This is a genomic window from Pilimelia anulata, assembly GCF_014647895.1.
Classification (GTDB): domain Bacteria; phylum Actinomycetota; class Actinomycetes; order Mycobacteriales; family Micromonosporaceae; genus Pilimelia; species Pilimelia anulata.
The window spans coordinates 95,356-115,632 of record NZ_BMQB01000002.1; the positions used below are offsets into that span (position 1 = coordinate 95,356).

At 75.1% G+C, this 20,277-nt stretch carries 17 protein-coding genes; 5 read left to right on the forward strand and 12 right to left on the reverse strand.

Annotated features, from left to right (window positions below):
• Nucleotides 1-84 precede the first annotated feature (84 nt).
• Together arfB and IEY94_RS05240 are read left to right on the forward strand one after the other, a co-directional pair.
• Nucleotides 85-513, forward strand: coding sequence for an alternative ribosome rescue aminoacyl-tRNA hydrolase ArfB (gene arfB, locus IEY94_RS05235; RefSeq protein ID WP_189168915.1), 429 nt, complete (start codon nt 85-87; stop codon nt 511-513).
• A gap of 148 nt (nt 514-661) precedes the next feature.
• Entirely contained in the window at nt 662-1,351 is a 690-nt protein-coding gene (locus tag IEY94_RS05240) for a hypothetical protein (protein ID WP_189168916.1), read from the forward strand.
• Between the two features lie 173 nt (nt 1,352-1,524).
• Here the strand turns inward: IEY94_RS05240 and IEY94_RS05245 are convergent, their stop codons facing one another.
• The 6 genes from IEY94_RS05245 to IEY94_RS05270 all read right to left on the reverse strand — a co-directional run bounded on the left by IEY94_RS05245 (nt 1,525) and on the right by IEY94_RS05270 (nt 11,275).
• Nucleotides 1,525-4,008 carry a putative bifunctional diguanylate cyclase/phosphodiesterase gene (locus IEY94_RS05245; protein WP_189168917.1) on the reverse strand — a complete coding sequence of 828 codons (2,484 nt, stop codon included), beginning with the start codon at nt 4,006-4,008 and terminating at the stop codon, nt 1,525-1,527.
• An 81-nt stretch (nt 4,009-4,089) separates the two neighbouring features.
• Nucleotides 4,090-5,874, reverse strand: coding sequence for a S8 family serine peptidase (locus IEY94_RS05250; protein ID WP_189168918.1), 1,785 nt, complete (start codon nt 5,872-5,874; stop codon nt 4,090-4,092).
• Nucleotides 5,875-6,135: 261 nt separating this feature from the next.
• A complete protein-coding gene (locus IEY94_RS05255) occupies nt 6,136-6,459 on the reverse strand; it encodes a hypothetical protein (RefSeq protein ID WP_189168919.1) in 324 nt (107 codons plus the stop codon).
• A 96-nt stretch (nt 6,460-6,555) separates the two neighbouring features.
• Nucleotides 6,556-7,449, reverse strand: a complete 894-nt coding sequence (locus IEY94_RS05260) for a DUF8832 domain-containing protein (protein ID WP_229783346.1) — start codon at nt 7,447-7,449, stop codon at nt 6,556-6,558.
• Nucleotides 7,450-7,520: 71 nt separating this feature from the next.
• Nucleotides 7,521-8,861: a choice-of-anchor B family protein gene (locus tag IEY94_RS05265; RefSeq protein ID WP_189168920.1), complete on the reverse strand. Its 1,341-nt coding sequence runs from the start codon at nt 8,859-8,861 to the stop codon at nt 7,521-7,523.
• Between the two features lie 242 nt (nt 8,862-9,103).
• Complete coding sequence (locus tag IEY94_RS05270; RefSeq protein WP_189168921.1) at nt 9,104-11,275, reverse strand: terpene synthase family protein; 2,172 nt, start codon at nt 11,273-11,275, stop codon at nt 9,104-9,106.
• A 168-nt stretch (nt 11,276-11,443) separates the two neighbouring features.
• On the opposite strand from IEY94_RS05270, the gene IEY94_RS05275 reads away from it, so the two are divergent.
• Nucleotides 11,444-11,836, forward strand: a complete 393-nt coding sequence (locus tag IEY94_RS05275; RefSeq protein WP_189168922.1) for an STAS/SEC14 domain-containing protein — start codon at nt 11,444-11,446, stop codon at nt 11,834-11,836.
• Nucleotides 11,833-13,155 (forward strand): ATP-binding protein, encoded by a 1,323-nt coding sequence (locus IEY94_RS05280; RefSeq protein ID WP_189168923.1) that lies wholly within the window; start codon nt 11,833-11,835, stop codon nt 13,153-13,155. The genes IEY94_RS05275 and IEY94_RS05280 overlap by 4 nt, the downstream gene beginning before the upstream one ends.
• A 110-nt stretch (nt 13,156-13,265) precedes the next feature.
• Here the strand turns inward: IEY94_RS05280 and IEY94_RS05285 are convergent, their stop codons facing one another.
• The 6 genes from IEY94_RS05285 to IEY94_RS05310 form a co-directional block, all read right to left on the reverse strand.
• Nucleotides 13,266-13,763 carry an SRPBCC domain-containing protein gene (locus IEY94_RS05285; RefSeq protein ID WP_189168924.1) on the reverse strand — a complete coding sequence of 166 codons (498 nt, stop codon included), beginning with the start codon at nt 13,761-13,763 and terminating at the stop codon, nt 13,266-13,268.
• Entirely contained in the window at nt 13,760-14,080 is a 321-nt protein-coding gene (locus tag IEY94_RS05290; protein ID WP_189168925.1) for an ArsR/SmtB family transcription factor, read from the reverse strand. The genes IEY94_RS05285 and IEY94_RS05290 overlap by 4 nt, the downstream gene beginning before the upstream one ends.
• 113 nt (nt 14,081-14,193) lie before the next feature.
• Complete coding sequence (locus tag IEY94_RS05295; RefSeq protein ID WP_189168926.1) at nt 14,194-15,957, reverse strand: sensor histidine kinase; 1,764 nt, start codon at nt 15,955-15,957, stop codon at nt 14,194-14,196.
• Nucleotides 15,935-16,672: a response regulator transcription factor gene (locus IEY94_RS05300; protein ID WP_189168927.1), complete on the reverse strand. Its 738-nt coding sequence runs from the start codon at nt 16,670-16,672 to the stop codon at nt 15,935-15,937. The genes IEY94_RS05295 and IEY94_RS05300 overlap by 23 nt, the downstream gene beginning before the upstream one ends.
• A gap of 173 nt (nt 16,673-16,845) precedes the next feature.
• A complete protein-coding gene (locus tag IEY94_RS05305) occupies nt 16,846-17,616 on the reverse strand; it encodes a hypothetical protein (protein WP_189168928.1) in 771 nt (256 codons plus the stop codon).
• Nucleotides 17,617-17,774: 158 nt separating this feature from the next.
• Complete coding sequence (locus IEY94_RS05310) at nt 17,775-18,434, reverse strand: dihydrofolate reductase family protein (protein WP_189168929.1); 660 nt, start codon at nt 18,432-18,434, stop codon at nt 17,775-17,777.
• Between the two features lie 167 nt (nt 18,435-18,601).
• Here IEY94_RS05310 and IEY94_RS05315 point away from each other — a divergent pair, with 167 nt between their 5' ends.
• A complete protein-coding gene (locus tag IEY94_RS05315; protein WP_189168930.1) occupies nt 18,602-20,269 on the forward strand; it encodes a sensor histidine kinase in 1,668 nt (555 codons plus the stop codon).
• The last annotated feature ends 8 nt before the right edge of the window (nt 20,270-20,277 follow it).

Below are 20,277 nucleotides of genomic sequence, written 5' to 3' on the forward strand. Positions count from 1 at the left end.
GCGGGCCGATTCGACAATTCGATTAATGCGCGCCGCGAAAAAGACGGTGGCCGAGCGGCGGTCCGCCGGGCATGCTGGGCAACCATGGCCGACCCGCTGCGCGTGACCGACCGCCTGCTCATCCCGGGCGGCGAGCTGAGCGTGCGCTTCTCCCGCAGCTCCGGGCCCGGCGGCCAGGGCGTGAACACCGCCGACAGCCGGGTCGAGCTGTCCTTCGACGTGGCCCGCTCGCCGGCCGTCCCGGCCGACCTGCGGGCCCGGCTGCTGGACAGGCTGGCCGGGCGCCTGGTCGACGGCGTGCTGACCGTCGTGGCCAGCGAGCACCGGGCCCAGCTCGCCAACCGGGCGGCGGCCCGGGCGCGCCTCGCGGCCCTGCTGGCCGCCGCCGCGGCGCCGCCCCCGCCGGATCGCCGGCCGACCGCGCCGAGTCGCGGCGCCCGGCGCCGCCGGGCGGACGCCAAGCGGCAGCGGTCCGCGCTCAAGGAGGGTCGGCGGCGCCCGCCCGGCGACTGACTGGTTACCCCGCCGTTACGCAACGTCGAGCCAATGCCGATCCCGGCCCCTGAACCAGTAACTCTCCGTATCCGTTTGAGAAGGTAGCCGGCGGCGTCGCTCCCCGCGACCGGGGCTGCCGGGGCACACCGAGCCTCGGGGAGTGAATGTGTTACTACGGGTGGGCGCCGGCCTCGTCGGCGCGACAGCGGTACTGGCGATGGCCGGACCGGCCCTCGCCGGCGGCGGCAAGGGCCACGGCGGCAAGGGCGACGACGATGACCACGGGCGGCCGGACCGGCCGTCGATCGTGCAGCTCGAACGCGGGCTGCCGGCGCGCGCCGAGGGCTCCTGCGGGCGGTACGGCAAGCTCGACCTGCGCAACCGGGACCGCTGGTCGTTCGAGCTGTCGAGCAAGCGGTACCGCAAGGGCAGCGAGGTCCTGGCGGTGCTCGCGTCCTTCGACACCGACCGGGACGGGCGGGCGGACAGGACTGTCCGGATCGACCGCGGCGGGCGGGACGACAACGACCTGACCAACCGCCGCGGCAGGGCGCACGCGTGGGCGGTGACCCGCAGCGGGTACAAGCTGCTGGCCGCCCGGGCCGTGGTCACCGGCAGCGACCGGTGGTCGTTCCGGCTCGCCGACGCCTGCGCCGGGCCCCGCTACCGGCCGCACGACCCGCGGCCGATCCCCATCCCGCCGCCGGAGGTGGAGCCCGAGCTGCCGGTCACCGGTGCCTCGATGGGCGGGATGCTCGGCGGCGGGGTCGGCCTGCTGAGCATCGGCGGGCTGGCACTGCTGGCGATCAAGCTGCGGCGGCGCCCCACGCCGGCCGAGCTGTCCGACGGGCTCTGACCCCGGCGGAGGAGCGGGCGGGCAGCCGGTGAGTCCGGGTCCGCCCGATCCGCGGAGCACCGCCGCGATCCGCCGTACCGGTCCCCCGGGTACGGCCGGGTCGCGGCGGTTCCGCGTGCGCCCGCCCCGCGGCCGCCGCCCCGGGCCGCCCCGGGCCGGGCGCCGCCGCGGGGTCAGGCGCTGAACCGGCCGCGGACGACGTTCGGGGCGCTGCGGCTGGCCAGCCAGCCGGCGAACTCGTCCGGCGGCAGCGGCCGGGAGATCAGGAAGCCCTGGAACACGTTGCACCCCTCGCGGACGAGGTACGCGTACGTCTCCCCGTCCTCCACCCCCTCGGCGACGACCTCCAGCCCCAGCGCGTGCCCGAGCTGCACCGCCGAGCGGACCACCGCCCGGTCCCGGTGGTCCACCGCGACCCGCTGGACGAACGACCGGTCGATCTTCACCTCGTGCAGCGGCAGCTCGCGCAGCCGCCCGAGCGAGGAGTACCCGGTCCCGAAGTCGTCGATGGACAGCCGCACCCCGAGCCGGTGGAGCTGGTCCAGCACCGCCTCGGCGGCGGCCGGGTTCGCCATGATCGTGCTCTCGGTGATCTCCAGGGTGAGCGCGCCGGCCGGCACCCCGGTCTGGCCGAGCAGCCGCTGCACGACCTCGGGCAGCGTCGGGTCGTGCAGGCTGTTGGGGGAGAGGTTCACCGCGACGTGCAGCGCGTGGCCGGCGCGCCGCCAGGCGGCGCACCGGCGCAGCGCCGCCTCCAGCACGTGCAGCGTCAGCGGCCGGATCAGCCCGGAGTGCTCGGCCAGCGGGATGAACTGGTCCGGCGGGATGTTGCCGAACGTCGGGTGGTGCCACCGGCACAGCGCCTCGGCGCCGACCACGGTGTCGGTGTGCGGGTCCAGCTTGGGCTGGAACACCACGAGCAGGTCGTGCCGGTCGATGGCGTCGCGCAGGTCGGTGATCAGGGCCAGCCGGTCGGGGGTGTTCTGGTCGTCGGCCGGCAGGTACACCCGCAGCGCCGTGTGCCCGGTCTTCGCCGCGTACATCGCCACGTCCGCCCGGCGCAGCAGCGTCTGCGCGTCGGTGCCGTGGTCCGGGGCGACGGCGATGCCGATGCTGGCCCTCGCGCTCAGCGACAGCGGGCCGCGCTGGACCGGGCGCTCCAGCTCGCGGACCAGGTCGCTGCCCAGGTTGACCGCCTCGACGACGGTCCGGACCCGGCGCAGCAGGACGGCGTACTCGTCGCCGCCCAGCCGGGCGACCTGGCCGCGGTCGGCCACCGACTGTTGCAGCCGGGCCGCGACCTCCTGGAGCACCGCGTCGCCGGTCTCGTGGCCGAGCGCCTCGTTGACCTCCTTGAACCGGTCCAGGTCCAGCAGCAGCACCGCCGGCCCGTGGTCGTCGTGCCGGGTGGCGTCGAGCGACTCGTCCAGCAGCGCCTGGAAGTGCTGCCGGTTGGGCAGCCCGGTCAGCGGGTCGTGCAGCGCCAGGTGCTCCTTCTCCTCGGCCTCCCGGCGCAGCCGGTCGACGAGGTGGGCCCGGGCCAGCGCGACGCTGGCGTGGTTGGCCAGCGCGCCGAAGAGGCGCAGGTGCTCGGTGTCGAAGCCGCCGACGTCCGGCATGCTCTCGGCGACCAGCAGCACGCCGGTCTCGTCGGCGAGCGGCACCGGTACGGCCAGCCCGTCGCGCGGCGGCAGGTCCGGGCCCTCCAGCGCGCCCGGCTCGGCCCGCCACAGCACCGGCTCGCCGGCCAGCGCGGGGGCCCACCAGTCGTCGACCGGGGCGTGCGCGAACAGCGTGTCGATCTGCCGGTCCCGGCTGGTCAGCCGGGTGCGGGTGGCCGGGTGCCCGGCCAGCGCGGGGACGATGAGCTGGGCCTCGCCGGCGCGCAACTGGTCGCGGGCCTGCTCCAGCACGACCCGGATCAGCGCCCGGGTGTCGCCGGAGCCGTCCAGGGCGCGGGTGAACGCGTACAGCTCGTCCACCCGGGCGTGGCCCTGCTGCTGGGTGACGAACGCCCGGTACGCCAGGTAGAGCACCACCGACACGACCCCGAGCAGCACCAGCGTCCACGGCGTCCGGGCCACCCCGATCGCGGCGACGATGCCCAGCGACGTGGTGATCAGGACGAACGGCTCCCCGCGCAGCGCCGACGGCAGCCGCCGCCACTCGCCCGGGTCGTCGTGCAGCGCGATCGCCGCGGTGACCAGGATCGCCGCGACGGTGTCGGCGAGCAGGACCGCGGCGTAGATGGCGAGCCAGTCGGTGAACCGCCGCGGTACGCCGGCGCCGCCCAGCCCGACGAACGTCAGCGCCGCCACGCTGGCCTGGACGCTCCACAGGGACAGGTTGAAGCCGAGCTTGAGCCCGCGCTGCCCGCGCAGAAGGAGCAGCCCCAGCCCGCCGCCGACCACCCGCGCCCCGACCACCAGCAGCGGGTCGAGGTGGACCAGCGCCAGCACCAGCGGGATCTCGCTGATGCTCATCCCGTGGCTGCCCCGGCGCACCCGCAGGTGCACGACGAAGCCCTCGGTGACGGCGAACAGCGCGATCAGCACCGGCAGCCAGTAGTCCACCGGGACGACCAGCCCGCGCATCGCATACGTCAGACCGAGGACGCCGAGAGTGGCCGCACCGAGCACGATGCCCAGCGCGGCCACGCGGCTATCGGGGCCGAGGCCCCCGCGCGGGCGCGCGCCCGGGGCGGTCATCGGCCACCCCGGCGCGGCGCGCCGGGCCGGTCAGCCCCAGGAGGCGCTGCCCCAGGAGCGCCCACCCCACGAGGTGCCGCCCCAGGACGTGCCGCCCCACGACGTGCCACCCCAGGAGGTGCCGCCCCAGGACGTACCGCCCCAGCTCCGGCCGCCCCAGGACGTGCCACCCCACGAGGTGCCACCCCAGGACGTACCGCCCCAGGACGTGCCGCCCCACGAGGTGCCGCCCCAACTGGTGCCGGCCCACGAGCTGCCGGTCCAGCCGGTGCCCGCCCAGTTCGAGCCGTTCCACTGGCCACCGGTCCATGCTGACCCGTCGTCGGCGGCGGCGGTCCAGACTTGCGGATTCCAGCTCTGCCCGAAAATGTCCTGTTCACCCGTGAGGGCGACGCCGGTCGGCCCGTCCTGTACGTGGTACGAGCCGCGCGCGCCCTCCAGCGTGCCCAGCCCGGTCGCCCGGTTCGGCGCGCTGAAGTGCTGGTTGTACAGCAGCGGGGTGAGCGTGAGGAGCGCGTCGCGCACGTCGATCTGCCGGTACCGGGTGCCGTTCTCGGTCGGCTGGATGCTGTCGCCGCTGGTGATCAGGATCCGCTTGACCTGGTCCGGCGTCAGGTACGGCCGCTGCTGGAGCAGCAGCGCCGCCGCCCCGGAGAGCACCGCGGTGGCCTGCGAGGTGCCGCTGCCGCGGAAGAACCGCCCGGCCACCACGCCGCCGGGGTACCGCTCGTCCAGGAACGAGCCCGGGTCGCGCAGCGAGACGATCGACTTGCCGGCGGCCAGCACGTCCGCCAGCCGGTCGCCGGTGCCGGCGGCGCTGAACGCGGCCAGCCGGTCGTCGCCCCGGGCGGTCGTGCCGAGGGTGTCGGTCGCGCCGACGGCGAGCACCCGCGGGTTGAGCGCCGGCATGGTCAGGTCGGCGCTCGCGCCGCCGTTGCCGGCCGCGGTGGCCACGACGATCCCGTGCCGCCACGCCGCGTCCACGGCGAAGGCCAGCGGGTCGAGCCGGTAGTCCTGGCCGGAGTCGGTGCCGAAGGACAGGTTCAGGATGCGGATGTTCAGGTCGTCGTCGTTGCGGTGCGCGACGACCCAGTCGATCGCGGCGATGACCTGCGAGACGTCCGCGGCGCCGTCGTAGCTGCCGACCTTGATGTTGATCAGCTTGGCGCCCGGCGCCACGCCGGCGAAGTCGCCGTCGCCCGGCACGCCGGTGCCGTCGTTGCCGGCGATGATCCCGGCGAGGTGGGTGCCGTGGCCGAAGGTGTCGAGGTACCGGCGGTCGTCGGACTGCGACTCGAACGACAGGTCCGGCCCGTTCACGACCTTGCCGGCGCCGGTCAGGCCCTGCACGGGCACCACGCCGGTGTCGATCAGCGCGACGCCGACCCCGCGGCCGGTGATGCCCTGCCGCCAGGCCCGGCGGGCGCCCAGCTCCTCGGTGACGTTGGTCATCGAGGTGGCGTCCCCGGCCGCCGACCAGGCGTCGTCGCTGCTGAACCGGACGGTCCCGTCCGGGGTCGCGGCGAGGACGCCGGGGAGGGTGGCCAGCCGGGCGACCGCGGTGGCGGGCACGGCGGCGACCAGGCCGTCGATCAGGCCCAGCCGGGCGCCGACGGTGCCGCCGACCCGGGCGACCGCCCGCTGCGCGGCGGCCGGGCTGTCGTACCGGACGATCACGTCGACCGTCGCGTCCCGGGCCGGGGCCGGCGGGGCGACGAGCGTGCTGACGGCGAGGGCCGCGGCGGTGAGCCCGCCGAGCAGGCCGAGCCGGCGTTGCGGTGCGGGCCCGTCGGCGGGCCGGACGAGAGCGTGCATGGCTGCCTCCCCACAGTCATACGTACTACCGAGTCTCCGCCGAATGGCCGATGGTCGCTGTCGTCCGGCTGGACAAATCGGGTGCAGGCAGGGCCGAACCGGCGGGGTTCCGGTCGGACTTTTACCCGACGGCACTTCGCCCGAAACACGAAATTGACGGCACTCGCCGGAGAGATGGCGAAATAGCCGTTAATAATCGGATGTTTAGCGGCCGCGGCGGTCGGGCCGGGCGGGAGGGGCGAGCGGGGCCGCTGGGGCGGGTCAGGCGCTGCGCCAGTGCGGGTCCGAGTGCGCGGCCAGCCGGGCGTCCGCCTGGATGAACAGCTCGCGCAGCTCGGCGACCGCGCCGGGCCGGCGCTCCAGCGCCCGCTCCAGCCGGATCCGCCACGCGTCGGCCTCGGTCAGCCGGGCGTCGTAGCAGCGCGGGTTCACCACGCGGTGCCGGGTCTGGATCAGCGCCCGCCGGTACTCCGGTCCGAGCACGTCGGCGATCCGGTCGACGAGCCAGACATAGTGGGCACCGGTCTCACAGGCGGTGACGAATACCCGGGCGGCGTTCCAGGCCAAGGCGGCGGGGTTGGGCATACTGGCGACTCCATCACTACGGAATGTCACCAAGTGTCGGCCCGGGGCGCCGGCGGCGGCAACGCCCCGAACGGCCCGTCCGCACCGCCGACCCGGTCAGGCCACCATCAGCGTGAACGCCACCTGGTGCACCTTCCCGGCCACCTGGAACTGGAGGAACAGCCGCTGGTCCCCGCGCTCGCCGAACAGCGGGTGGAAGCTCACCACGCCGTCGGTGGGCGGGTCGCCGTTGGCGTTGGCCGGCAGCGGGTGCATGTGCATCAGCCGGCCCGTGCGCACCTCGAACACCGCCAGGTGCGCGTCCGCCCCCAGGTACTTCTGCAACTGCGCGGGGGCGCCGTTGGCGGTGAGCCGGAACTGCAGCGCCCGCTGCTGGCCGACGATCAGGTTCGCGATGCCGTCGGTCCGGGTCACGGTCACCTCGCCGGAGGTCTGCGCGTCCACCGGCGCCGGCACCGGGTCGGGGGTGGTCGGGCCGTAGATGGCGAACGGCAGGCCGGTCACCGTCGGGTCCGGCAGCGGGACGCCGGTGCGGCCCTTCGGCACGAACTCGGCGTACAGCCGGTACTGGCCGCCGTCGCGGATCGTCACCGGTACCCGCCACACCCCGCCGGACAGCGTCGGGTGCAGGTGCTGGTACTGGCTCAGGTCGTCGCGGATGACGAACAGGTGCAGCGACTTGGTGTGCACCGTCTCGAACTCGGTGTGCGGCGTGCCGGCCGGGCCGAGCAGCTTGAACGCCACGTTCGTCGTGCCCCGCTTCGTCGGCAGGGTCACCGGCTGCATGACGAAGCCGTCGTACGCGTCGGACAGCCCGTCCATGTTGTACGTCGGGGTGGGGGAGGGGGTCGGCCGGGGCGCGGACGCGCCGGCCCCGCCGCTGTCGCGCGACTGGAATGCGTACGTCAGCGACCCGGCTGTCACCAGGGCCGCCACCGCGAGTGCCACCCGCGCGTACGGCGGCAGACTCGGCGCCGTTGTCGTGGACACGTGGGCTCCCTCCCACACCACACACGCGGGCGCGGCCCGACCGGTTCGATCGGGCCGCGCCCGCCGCGGTGCTACTTCTTCTCGGCGAACTGCGCGTTCGCGGCGAACTGCGCGGGATTGCGGGCCGCCCCGGTCGGGCGGACCAGGAACAGGCCGCCGGCCATCGAGCTGACGGCCACGGTGCCGTTGCGCAGGAACGGGTTGATCTGCCAGGTGCCGGCGAAGCCGCTGCTGTCGTCGGCCGGGTACACGTCGAAGTAGCCCAGCTCGGCGTACGAGTCGGGCAGCTTGCTCGCGTCGTGGATGCGCAGGCCCGCCTTGTACGTGGCCTGGTACATCATGGTGCCCACGTTGTACTCGTTGTGCCGGATCGCCTGGAGGTCCCCGGTGCGGTCGGTCTTGACCAGCTTCGGGTTGTCCAGGTCGGAGATGTCCCAGACGAACGACGGGGAGCCGGGCGCGGTGGTGATCAGCTCGTCGTTCTGCACGACGTACTTCCAGTCCCGGGTCCGGTCGCCCTGGTGGATGTAGCTGGCGCCGGGGTACGTGCCCTTGCCGATGAGCTTCGGCGACTTCGGGTCGGTCACGTCGATGATGGTGAAGTTCTTCACCGAGTAGTTGAACGAGATGTGCTTGCCGGCGTGCTCGGAGTCCGGGCCGGCGTACTTCTCCGGGATGTTCTCGTGCACGTACCCGTCGCCGCTGTAGCAGCCGAGGTTCACCGGCCTCAGCGGCTCGGCCAGGCTGATCATGTGGTTGCCCGAGCCGCAGGTGTTCGAGCCGACCGCGTGCAGGACGCCGGCGTCGGCGTCGATCGAGATCGTGTGGATGTTGCCGATCTCGGCGTAGTGGTGGTCCGGGGCGAAGGTCTGCGGGGCGGTCAGGCCGCGCAGCCGCTTCAGGTCGAAGACCTGGAGGCCGTGGGTCTTGATGCCGTCGGCGCCGACGTACGCGGTGTCCTTGTACACCCGCACGTCCCGCCACGAACTCTGGGTGCCCTCGTGCGAGGGCAGGTTGCCGACGTACACCGGGTTCAGCGGGTCGGTGACGTCGATGAAGGCGACCCCGTTGGACCGGCAGAACAGGATGTACTCCCTGCCGGTGCCGGCGTCCGCCCAGTGCCACATGCTCGACGAGCTGCTCCCGCCGCCCATGTCGGTGAGCGGCAGGACGCTGAGCAGGTCGACGTTGCGGCACGCGTACCCGGCGGCCTTGCCGTCGGTGCACGGCACCGCGGCGCCGCGCAGCCGGCTCGCGGCCGCCCAGCTCGGGGTGTAGTCGGCGAGCATCCGGCGCGCCTCGGCGCGCCCCTCCTCGGTCCGCAGGTCGTGGGCCGCGGCGGGCGGGGCCGCCGCGACGGTGAGGGCGAGCGCGCCGAGCGCGAGCCCGGCGAGGCGCAGTGCTCTGGCCATGGGGGTGGTGGCTCCTCTCGCAGCCGCCGACCCCGTGGGACGCGCGCGGGCGCGGCGGGGTCGGGGTGCGGGTCGGTGGTTGCGGGGGCGTGATGCGGGGTGGGCGGGTCGCGGGTGTCGCGCAGTGATGGCCGTCACTGGTATTCCGCCCACGCTAATGAGGCCGGCGTCGATGCGTCAATACGCCGGCCCGCCCCGCGGCGGGTGGGGCGCCGGAGCGCGCGCCCCACCCGCCGCCCGGCTCAGCCCGCCCGGACCAGCCGGGCGGCCGCCGTGCCGAGCCCGGTGGGCGCGACCGCGCTGACCGGCACCGGGGTCGGGTAGCGCAGGTCCGCCGCCCCGTACCGGCGGCAGTCCCGGTGCCAGACGAGGATGCCGCTCATCCAGTTCTGCAGGTCGGCGGCGTACGCGTCCAGCGCCGCCCGCTCGGCGGCGGCCAGCCCGAGGTCGGCGGCGAGCTGCGGCAGCTCGGTGTCCACGATCAGCTCGAACTGCGCCAGCCGGGCGTCCATCAGGTCGTGCACCACCGCCAGCGCCCGGTCCCGGCCGCAGCGCAGGAAGTGCTCGACCACCAGGACGGCGTTGTGCAGCTCACCCTCGAACTCGATCTCCTTGCGGTACGAGTACACGTCGTTGAGCAGGCACGCCCAGTCCTGCGCCGCGTTCTCCAGCGACTGCACCGGCCGGGCCCGGAACAGCGCCGCCGGCAGCGCGTCGCCGCGGCGCAGCCGGCACAGGCTCATGGTCAGGTCGGAGCCGAACGTGCGCCGGCGCATCTCGATGTAGTCGACCGGGTCCGGCACCCGGTTGGTCGCCTGGTTGGTCAGCTCCCACAGCCAGCTGTCGAGCATCGTCTCGACCGCCCGGCGGAACGCCGCCCGGTCGGCCGCCGGCAGCGGCCCCGCGGTCCGCTCCCACAGGTCGGCCAGGCCGCGCTCCAGGCCGTTGGCCGGCACCGGTACCGGCTCGCCGGCCAGCGGCATGCACAGCCGCAGCCGGTCGTTGCACGCCTTCGCCCCGGCCAGGTCGGCCCGCCGGTTGAACACCAGCGGGTAGTAGTCGTCGGCGTACGTGCCCCAGGCCAGCCAGCCCGAGCTGAGGTCCAGCCCCTCGGCGCTGGCGTCGGGGTGGATGCCGGCCGCGCACAGCGGCAGGTCGATGTCGCGCAGCATCTTCTCGTTCCACACGCCCTCGGCCAGGATGCCGACCCGGTGCGCCCAGGCGACCACGTTCTCCCGGGCCGCCGCGAGGTGGCCGGAGGTGCGCGCCGGGTACGGCATCCGGAAGTCCGGGACCGGCACCGGCCCGACCCGGCGGAACGGCACGCTGCCGTGCCGGCGCAGCCGGCCCGGCGCGGTGCGCAGCAGCGAGGTGGCGATCCGCAGCGCCGAGGTGCCGAGGTCGGCGGCGCCGGCCGCGCCGGCGTTCATGTACCGGCTGGACCGCAGGTGCCACTCGTGCCCGCCGGCCTGCCAGTCCTGCAACCCCTTGGCGTACGCCAGCACCGCCGCCCGCCCGGCCGGGTCGACGCCGTGCGCGTCGAGCAGCAGCGGCACCTCGGTCAGCGCGGTGTGCTCGAACTGCTGGAGCCGCGAGGTGAGCAGGTCGTTCACCGCCTCCGCCGCCTCCTGCGTGGCGCAGCCCAGGAACCGCTCGAACACCAGCACGCCGTTGGACAGCTCGCCCTCCTGCCCCACCTCCCGCTCGTACGAGAACAGGTCGTTGCGCAGGTGGACGGCGTCGGCGAAGGTGTCCCGCAGCACCTCCATCGGCCGGGTCGCGGCGATCGCCGCCGGCACCTCGGCGTGCGCGACGTGCTCGATCAGGTTCGCCGACCAGGGGGCGCCGCCGACCTTGCGCCGCATCTCGACGTACTCGATCGGGTTCGACACCCGGTCGGCGTTGATGTTGGCCAGCTCCCACAGCGACTCGTCCAGCAGCGCCGCGGTGCTGGCGATGAACCGCCGGCGCCAGTCCGCCGACCGGTACGGCACCGTCCGGTTCCACAGGTCGGCCAGGCCGCGCTCGACCGGGTTGGTCGGCGCCTCGGTGATCGCGCCCTCCGCCGGCATGAACAGCGCCAGCCGGTCCAGGTGGGCGCGGGCGCCGGCGAGGTCCCGGCTGCGCTTGAACAGCTCCAGAAAGTGGTCGTCGAAGTAGAACACCCAGACGTACCAGTCGGTGACCAGGTCCAGGTCGGCCGCGCCGGCGTCCGGGTGGGTGTACGCGCAGAGCAGCGCGTAGTCGTGCGCCGCCAGGTCGGCCTCGGTCCAGACGACCGTGCCGTGCTGCGGTACGTCGATCATCTCCATCTCGCGCGCCCACGCCATCGTGTGCGTGCGGGCCCCGGCGAGGTGCGGGTTCAGCCGCGCCGGGTACGGCGTGTAGAACTCGGGCAGAGTGAATGGCTGCATGCTGCACCTGGGCCCTTCCGCGCCGGGGGATCGGCGCTCGCCTCCCCAACCAACCAAGACAATCGGTCGAAACCAACCCCTGAACCCCCAAAACCCCCGTACGGACGGGGTCGCCGCATCGGTGGATTTGCGGCCCGCCGCCGGGTCCGGCGTACCTAGGATGGTGCTGTGCGGGAAGTGGTCGGCCCGGGCGCGCGCCTGGCTTGGGAGCCGGCGGCGCGGATCGCCACGATCACGTTCACCGACCCGGCCGGCCGGGCCACCGGCGCCGACGCCACCAAGCTCGCCGGCGCGCTGGCCACCTGGATCGGCGCCGACGGCGCCCCGTTCGGCCTGCTCGGCGACGCCGCCGGGCTGCGCGCGATGGACGCCGAGTACCGCGCCGTCTGGGGCGCCTTCTTCCGGGCCCACCGGCGCGAGGCGCGGATCGCGCTGTTCCACCTGGGGCCGCTGGTCCGGGTGGGCGCCGAGATGTTCCGGCTCGGCACCGGCGTGCCCATGCGGACGTTCGGCGACGAGGCCGGCGCCCGCGCGTGGCTGCGCGGGTCGGGGATCGGATGAGCGGGCCGACGTTCGACGACATCTTCGCCGTGATGGCGCGCGCGTCCGTCGGCGACGGCGCCGCCCGGGTGCAGCTCCCCGCCGAGCCGACCGTCACCGACGTCGAGACCCGGTTCGCGGTCGCGCTCAACGTCCTGCTCGACGACCTGGAATACCGCGAGGCCGAGCGGCGGCGGGCCGAGGAGCGGCTGCGCCAGGCGCAGAAGATGGAGGCCATCGGCAGCCTGGCCGGCGGCGTCGCACACGACTTCAACAACCTGCTCTCGGTCATCCTCGGGTACACCGACCTGCTGCTGGAGACCGGCGCGGCCGGGGATCTGGAGGAGCTGCGCACGATCCGCCAGGCCGCCGAGCGGGCGGCCGAGCTGACCGGGCAGTTGCTCGCGTTCAGCCGCAAGCAGGTGCTCGCCAGCGTCGTCCTCGACGTCAACGCCGTGCTGGGCCGGCTGCTGCCGATCGTCCGCCGGCTGATCGGCGAGGACGTCGAGCTGGACGTCCTGCGCGGGTCCGCGCTGTGGGCGGTCAAGGCCGACGCCGGCCGGTTGGAGCAGGTGATCCTCAACCTGATCGTCAACTCGCGGGACGCGATGCCGCGCGGCGGCCGGATCACCGTCGAGACCGCCAACGTCGACCTGGACGACGAGTACGCCGCCCACCACGTCGACGTCTCGCCCGGCCCGTACGTGATGATCGCCGTCACCGACACCGGCACCGGCATGGATACCGCCACCCTGCGCCGGGTCTTCGACCCCTTCTTCACCACCAAGGAGGTCGGCAAGGGGACCGGGCTGGGCCTGTCCACGGTGTTCGGCATCGTCAAGCAGAGCCGCGGCAACGTGTGGATCTACAGCGAGCCGGGCCGCGGTACGACGGTCAAGGTCTACCTGCCGCGCACCCACGAGCGGCCCGCCCCGCCCGCCCCGGCCGACCCGGCCGCCGCCGGCGGGCGCGAGTCGGTGCTGCTGGTCGAGGACGAGCCGCAGGTGCGGGCGCTGCTGCACCGGATCCTCGGCGAGAACGGCTACACGGTCACCGAGGCCGCGGGGCCGGCCGCCGCGCTGGACCTGCTGCGGGCCGGCGAGGTGCCGGTCGACCTGCTGGTCACCGACGTGGTCATGCCGGGGATGAGCGGGCCGCAGCTCGCCGCGGCGGCGGCCGAGCACCGGCCGGAGCTGCGGGTGCTGTTCCTGTCCGGGTACCCCGACCGGACGATCACCCACCACGGGGACCTGGACGAGCGGGCGGCGTTCCTGCAGAAGCCGGTGGTGGCGCCGGCGCTGCTGCGCAAGGTCCGCGAGGTGCTGGAGCCGGGGGAGTAGGCGCTCCTTCCCGTCCTGCCGCCGCGGCTCGCGGGGCGTTCGCCGGGGCTGCCCGGGCGCGGCCGGGCCCCGGCGGTCGCGAGTACCGCCGGGGCCCGGTGTCGCGCTGCTCAGCGGCTGATGTTGCCGCCGGTCTCCAGCAGCGTCTTGAGGTCGCTGAGCACCCACGGCCACCCGCCGCCGCCGGCCTCGGCGTCGCCGTCGCCGGCGGTCATCGCGGCGACCGACGGCGCGTTCGCCAGCTCGTGGGTGAGCGTCAGCTTGCAGACGCCGTTGGCCTGGCCGACGATCTCGTACGTCAGCGTGGTGAAGCCCTCGGCCGCCGCGGTCGGGTCCATCAGCATCCGCCAGGTCTGGACCAGCTTGCGCGGCGGGTCGGCCTCCAGCACCTCGCCGTCGACGATGATCTCGGGGATGTCGAAGCCCTGCTCCACCGCGGACTTCTTCATCTCCTCCGAGGCCCGCACCCGGTACGCGCCGCCGGCCCGCAGGTCGTAGGAGACGTGGCCGCCGTAGCCGTACCTCGCGCCCCACTCCTCGGACGTGATCGCTTCCCACAGGCGCTCGGGCGTGGTGCGGATGTAGACGCGGTGTACCTGCACGGTCATGGTTGTTCCTCCAGGGTCTGCTTGAGCGCGGCCAGGGCGGCCACGTGCGGCGCGGTGTACTTGTCGATCCACCGGTCGTGGATCAGCCGGATCGGGACCGCGTTGAGGTGGTGCAACTTCTCCCGGCCCGACCGGCGCGTGGTGATGAGCCCCGCCTCCTCCAGCACCCGCAGGTGCTTCATCACCCCGAACCGCGTCATCTCCAACTCGGACTCCAGCTCGGTCAGCGTGCGGCCGTCGCGCGCGAAGAGCAGGTCGAGCAGGAAGCGGCGGGTCCGGTCGGCGAGTGCCTTGAACACCCGGTCGTCGTCCTCCATCGCTGATCAAAATAGGTGACCATTTGGTCACGTGTCAAGCCCGGGTGATCACGGCGCGCCGGCTGCCGGGAGAGGTGGAGCCGGCGGGAGCGCCGGGCGGCGGAGCGGCCGGGTCACCGCCGGGTCGGGGTGCCGTGCCCGGTGCCCGCGGGCGCGCCGGCGTCGTCGGACCCGCCGTCGGACCCGCTGTCGGGGTCGGGGTGGTCGGCGTCGGGGTCGGCGTCCGCGTCGGGGTGGTCGGCGTCGGTCAGCGGCAGGCGGACCGTGAACGCCGTCCGCCCCGGTACGCTCGCCACCGCCACCGTGCCGCCCAGCGCGCCCACCACCGCCGCGACGATCGACAGCCCCAGGCCGGTGCTGCCGGCCGCGCGCGACCGCGAGCTGTCCCCGCGGGCGAACCGCTCGAACACGTGTGCCAGGATCGCCGGGTCGATCCCCGGCCCGGCGTCGGTCACGGTGATCTCGGCGTGCCCGACGGCCGCGCCGACGGCGACCGTGACCCTGGTCCCCTCGGGGGTGTGCGTGCGGGCGTTGGTCAGCAGGTTGGCGAGCACCTGGTGCAGCCGCTGCGGGTCGCCGGTCACCACCACCGGCGTCTCGGGCAGGTCGAGCTGCCAGTCGTGCCGCGGCCCGGCCGCGTGCGCGTCGCTGACCGTGTCCACGGCGAGCAGCCGCAGGTCCACCGGCTCCATCGCCAGCGGGCGGCCGGCGTCCAGCCGGGCCAGCAGCAGCAGGTCCTCGACCAGCGTCGTCATCCGGCGGGACTCGGCGTCCACCCGGCGCAGCGCGTGCTCGATCCGCTCCGGTACCGGCGCCGGCTCGCGCTGGGCCAGCTCGGCGTAACCCCGGATCGCCGCCAGCGGCGTGCGCAGCTCGTGGCTGGCGTCCGCGACGAACTGCCGGACCCGGGTCTCGCTCGCGTGCCGCGCCCGCAGCGCGTCGCCGACGTGGTCGAGCAGCCGGTTCAGCGCCGCCCCGACCTGGCCCGCCTCGGTCCCCGGGTCGGTGTCCCGCGCCGCCACCCGGACCGGCAGCGACACCTCGCCGCGGGCCAGCCGCAGCTCGGTCACCCGGGCCGCCGTCGCGGCCACCCGGTCCAGCGGCCGCAGCTCGCGCCGGATCGTGTACGCCCCCACCAGCCCCGCCAGCAGCAGCGCCGACAGCGAGAACGCCCCGCCGGCCACCGCCACCCGGATCAGCGTCTCCTGCGCGTTGGCCAGCGACAGCCCGGTGATCAGGACGTCGCCGTTGCGCCCGCGGTGGGCCAGCACCCGGTAGTCGCCCCGCCCGGCGAACGTGTACGTCCGCGGCTGCTCGTCCACCGGCACCGCCCGCAGGCGGCCGCCGAGCTGGCCGGTCACGTCGACGGACTCGCCGTTCTCGCCCACGATCAGCGCCGCGTCCGGGGTGCCGCCGATCAGCCGCGCGGCCAGCGTGCCCACCGGCGCGCCCGGCGGCACCCGGAACTCCGGCCGCGGCCGGGCCGGGTCGGCATCCCCGCCGGGCCCGCCCGGGCCGCGCCCGGAGAACGCGTCGTTGGCCCGGCCGGCGGCGCCGAGGAGCTGGGCGTCCATCTGCTGGTACAGCACCCGGTGCAGGATGACCTCGGTGACCCCGGCCACCGAGAGGCAGGCCAGGGCGAGCAGCGCGGTCAGCAGCGCGACCAGCTTGCTGCGCAGCGACCGCGGGCGCCGCCAGCGGCCGCGCCGCACCGCGTCCGCGGTGCCCCCGTCCGCCCCGGCGGTAGCGGTCCGGCCGACGCCGGTCGGGGTACCGGTCGGGCCGGCGCTGGTCGCGGTACCGGTCGGGGCGGTGCCGGTCGGGCCGGCGCCGGGTGGGGTGGCGCCGGGCGGGTCAGTCGGCGGGTTTGAGGACATAACCGGCCCCGCGCATCGTGTGGATCATGGGCTTGCGGCCGGCGTCGATCTTCTTGCGCAGGTACGAGATGTACAGCTCGACGACGTTGGCCTGGCCGCCGAAGTCGTAGTTCCACACCCGGTCCAGGATCTGCGCCTTGCTGAGCACCCGGCGCGGATTGCGCATGAGGTACCGCAGCAGCTCGAACTCCGTCGCCGTCAGGTTGATCTCCTCGCCGGACCGGCGCACCTCGTGGCTCTCCTCGTCCAGCGTCAGGTCACCGACGGTGAGCGGCGCGTCGGCCGCCATCGCCCCGCGGCCGGCCCGCCGGATCAGCCCGCGCAGCCGCGCCACGACCTCCTCCAGGCTGAACGGCTTGGTCACGTAGTCGTCGCCGCCCGCCGTGATCCCGGCGATCCGGTCCTCGACCGAGTCCTTCGCGGTGAGGAACAGCACCGGCAGGTCCGGGTGCTCGCTGCGCAGCCGGCGCAGCACCTCCAGGCCGTCCATGTCCGGCAGCATGACGTCGAGGACGACGGCGTCCGGCCGGAACGACCGGCCCGCCCGGACCGCGCCGGCCCCGTCGCCGGCGGTCTCGGTCTCCCACCCCTCGTACCGCAGCGCCATCGACAGCAGCTCGGACAGCGTGGCCTCGTCGTCCACGACCAGCACCCGGACGGGGCTGCCGTCGGGCCGGAGGAGCTGGGGGCGGGGCTCGGAAGTCGTCACCGTCATGGTCCGATCGTCGCGCCCGCGGGTACGGGCAGGCTGTCGGTTCACTGTGCTGGACCTGTGGATCCGTCACCGAATGTATCGAAAACCGGCACCCCCCGCCCCCGCCCCGCCGGGTGCACCCGTGGTCGGCGGGTGACGGCGGTTCGGTGCTGGTGGCGGGGCGCCCGGCGGGGTCAGCCGGTGGTCGTGGGGGGTGCGGCGGTGCCGGTCGGGGCCGGGGCCGCGCCCGCGCCGCCCTGCGGCGGGCCGCCGGGCCCGCCCTGCGTGCCGGTACCGCCGGCGCCGTTGCCGGTGGTGCCCGCCCCGCCCGGCGCGTCGCCGGATCCGTTCGGCCTGCCGCCCGGTGCGCCCGGCGGGCCGGGGGCGCCGGCACCGCGCTGGCCGCCGTCCATCCCGCTCGCGCCGCCCCCGCCGCCGGGTCCGCCGCCCGTGCCGCGCCCGCCCCGGCCGTCGCCGTCCGCGCCGCCGCCCCAGCGTCCGGGACCGCCGCGCCCGCCCCGGTCGCCGTCGACCGCGACCGGGCCGCCGCGGCCGCCGTGCTGGCCGATGAGCAGCCCGGTGGTCAACCCGGCGCCGCCGCACAGGACGGCCGCGACGAGCAGCCCGACGAGGAAGGCGACCACCACGGGCCGCCCCGGCCGCCGCCACCGCCGCCGACCACCCCGCCCGAACGCTGCACCCGATCCGGCGGCACCACCCGGCCCGCGCGCGTGGCCCGGCCCGGCCGGCACCGGGCCGCTCGGCGCGCCGAGCCCACCGGCTTGGGCCGCGCCCGCTCGGGGCGCGTCCGGCTGCGCCGCGTCCACCGGAGCCGCGGGAGGCGGGCCGGTCCGGGTCGCGTCCGCCGCCCGCGGCGCGGCCGGCGCCGGTGCGGCCGGTGGGGAGTCGGGGCCCGGCGCGGCGGGCTGGCGGTCGGCGGGCTGGGCCGGGTCGGTGCTGGGCATCGGGCGCTCCTTCGGTGGTAACTGATCTCCCCACCGACTGTGCGGCCCGCCCCCAGCAGGCCACTGTAGGGACGCTGTGCCCCTTCTGTGAGCCCACCGCCCGCCCGACGCGGCACTCGCCCCGCCCGCCTGCCGCGGCCGGCCCGGCGTCGGCCGGGTCAGGTCGCGGCGTTCGACCTGGCCAGCCGCACGTGCGTCACCGCCGCCGAGGGCGCGACCTCCGTCGCCGCGTACCCCGCCGGCTCTCCCTCCCCGAACCCGTCGAACAGCCGCGCCCCGCCCCCGAGCAGGATCGGCACGACGACCAGGTGCAGCTCGTCCAGCAGCCCGGCGGTCAGGTACTGCTGGAGTGCCGCCGCCCCGCCGCCCAGCCGGACGTCGGCCCCGTCCGCGGCCTCGACCGCCCGCTCCAGTGCCGCCTCGATCCCCTCGGTCACGAAGTGGAACGTGGTCCCGCCGGCCATCACCAGCGGCGGCCGCGCGTGGTGGGTGAGGACGAACACCGGGTGCCGGTACGGCGGCTCGTCGCCCCACCAGCCCCGCCAGGCGCCGTCGCCCCAGCCGCCCCGGACCGGCCCGAACATGTTGCGGCCCATGATCGTCGCCCCGATGCCGATGTCGCCGGCGGCCATGAACCCGTCGTCCGTACCGGCCTCGCCGCCGGTGGCGCCGATCATCCGGCGGAAGGTGCGGGTGGCGTACGCCCACTCGTGCAGCGGCTCCCCGCCCACGCCGAGCGGGTGGTCGGGCCCCTGGCGCGGCCCGGCGACGTACCCGTCGAGCGAGATCGAGATGTTGTGCGCGCGCAGCCTCGGCATCCGGCCCCCTCCGTCGGCCGCCCCCGGCCGGGGGCGGTCCCGCGCGAGCATACGACCGGACCCCGACATGGCGTCCGGTTCGTCCGGTTCGCCGTCCGGCTGCGGCGGGGCCGCCGGCGCTGGTGCAATAGGTCGGATCGGCGCGCCACCGGCCGAAAGGGGGGCCCATGAGTCTCTCGGTCGTCTCGGACGCCGTCCTGCACGAGCAGCGGCGGCTCGCCGCCCTGCACGAGTACCGGCTGCTCGACGCCCCCGCCGACGACGAGCTGGAGGCCGTCGTCCGGGTGGCGGCGATGGTCGCCGGCGTGCCCACCGCGACGCTGAACCTCATCGACGAGCACCGGCAGTGTCAGCTCACCACCACCGGCTTCGCGGGCTGCGACTCGGCCCGCTCCGACTCGATGTGCGCGATCCGGTTCGAGACGGGCAAATTCACCTACATACCGGACGCCAGCCTCGACCCCACCTACGCGCCGAACCCGTGGGTCACCGGCGCGCTCGGCAACGTCCGCTTCTACGCCTCGGCCCCGCTGGTCACGCCGGAGGGGCACGCGCTGGGTTCGCTGTGCGTCTTCGACGTCGTACCGGGCGTGCTCGACAACGCGCAGATCGCCCGCCTCCAGGACCTCGCCGGGGTCATCCTGGCCCTGTTCGAGCGGCGCCGGCAGAGCCGGATCAACGCGGAGCTGGCCATCCAGGCCGAGCGCAGCAAGAAGTTCACCGACACCGTGCTGGAGGCCATCGACGTGGCCGTCGTCGCCGCCGACCAGCGCGGCCGGTCCCGGCTGTTCAACCGGGCCGCCCGCGAGTGGCTGGGCATGGCCGCCGCCGAGGCCGAGCCGGCCGCCGACCGGTACACGCTGCTGGCCGCCGACGGCGCCACCCCGCTGCCGCCCGACCGGGCGCCGCTGCACCGCGCGCTGCACAGCGGCGGGTTCGACGCCAGCGAGCTGATCGTCCGCCGTACCGGGGTCGACGACCGGCAGGTCACCGCCACCGGGCGGCCGCTGACGGCGCGCGACGGCACGCCGCTCGGCGCGGTGGTCGCGCTGCACGACGTGACCGCCGACCGGACGCACCGCCGCGCCCTGGAGCGCGCCCACGCCGAGCTGGCCGAGCGCGGCGAGCAGCTCGCCGCCACCGTCGCCGAGCTGCGCCGGTCCAACACCGAGCTGGAGCAGTTCGCGGGCGTGGTCAGCCACGACCTGGTCGCGCCGCTGGGGGTGGTGTCCGGGTACCTGGAACTGATCGCGGACGTGCACGAGGCCGACCTGGACGAGCAGTCGACGGCGTGGATCGAGAAGGCGCTGAGCGCCACCATGCGGATGCGCCGGCTCATCGAGGCCCTGCTGTCGTACGCCAGGGCGGGCAACGCGCCGTACCGGCCGCAGCCCACCGACCTCGCCGAGATCCTGGAGCAGGTGCAGCTCGACCTGCGCACCGCCATCGCCGACAGCGGTACCGAACTCACGATCGCGCCGCTGCCCACCGTGGACGGCGACCCGACGCTGCTGCGCCAGCTCCTGCAGAACCTCGTCGGCAACGCGATCAAGTACCGCGACCCGGCCCGCCCCTGCCGGGTCGCGATCGCCGCGGTGCCCGACGGCGACCGGTACACGGTCACGGTGGCCGACAACGGCATCGGCATCCCGCCGGAGCACCGCGACCGGATCTTCGACATGTTCGCCCGGGTGGACGGCACCGCCGCGCACGGGCACGGCATCGGGCTGTCGACCTGCGAGCGGATCGTGGACCGGCACGGCGGGCGGATCCGGGTCGCGGACCGCCCCGGCCCCGGTACCACGATCACCTTCACCCTGCCCGCCGTCGGCTAGGCCGGCCG

Excerpts from the sequence above, each read along its gene's own strand:
- arfB (WP_189168915.1), top strand. The coding sequence starts at position 85 with ATGGCCGACCCGCTGCGCGTGACCGACCGCCTGCTCATCCCGGGCGGC.
- IEY94_RS05250 (WP_189168918.1), bottom strand. The coding sequence starts at position 5,874 with ATGCACGCTCTCGTCCGGCCCGCCGACGGGCCCGCACCGCAACGCCGG.
- IEY94_RS05255 (WP_189168919.1), bottom strand. The coding sequence starts at position 6,459 with ATGCCCAACCCCGCCGCCTTGGCCTGGAACGCCGCCCGGGTATTCGTC.
- IEY94_RS05265 (WP_189168920.1), bottom strand. The coding sequence starts at position 8,861 with ATGGCCAGAGCACTGCGCCTCGCCGGGCTCGCGCTCGGCGCGCTCGCC.
- IEY94_RS05270 (WP_189168921.1), bottom strand. The coding sequence starts at position 11,275 with ATGCAGCCATTCACTCTGCCCGAGTTCTACACGCCGTACCCGGCGCGG.
- IEY94_RS05280 (WP_189168923.1), top strand. The coding sequence starts at position 11,833 with ATGAGCGGGCCGACGTTCGACGACATCTTCGCCGTGATGGCGCGCGCG.
- IEY94_RS05285 (WP_189168924.1), bottom strand. The coding sequence starts at position 13,763 with ATGACCGTGCAGGTACACCGCGTCTACATCCGCACCACGCCCGAGCGC.
- IEY94_RS05290 (WP_189168925.1), bottom strand. The coding sequence starts at position 14,080 with ATGGAGGACGACGACCGGGTGTTCAAGGCACTCGCCGACCGGACCCGC.
- IEY94_RS05295 (WP_189168926.1), bottom strand. The coding sequence starts at position 15,957 with ATGTCCTCAAACCCGCCGACTGACCCGCCCGGCGCCACCCCACCCGGC.
- IEY94_RS05300 (WP_189168927.1), bottom strand. The coding sequence starts at position 16,672 with ATGACGGTGACGACTTCCGAGCCCCGCCCCCAGCTCCTCCGGCCCGAC.
- IEY94_RS05305 (WP_189168928.1), bottom strand. The coding sequence starts at position 17,616 with ATGCCCAGCACCGACCCGGCCCAGCCCGCCGACCGCCAGCCCGCCGCG.
- IEY94_RS05310 (WP_189168929.1), bottom strand. The coding sequence starts at position 18,434 with ATGCCGAGGCTGCGCGCGCACAACATCTCGATCTCGCTCGACGGGTAC.
- IEY94_RS05315 (WP_189168930.1), top strand. The coding sequence starts at position 18,602 with ATGAGTCTCTCGGTCGTCTCGGACGCCGTCCTGCACGAGCAGCGGCGG.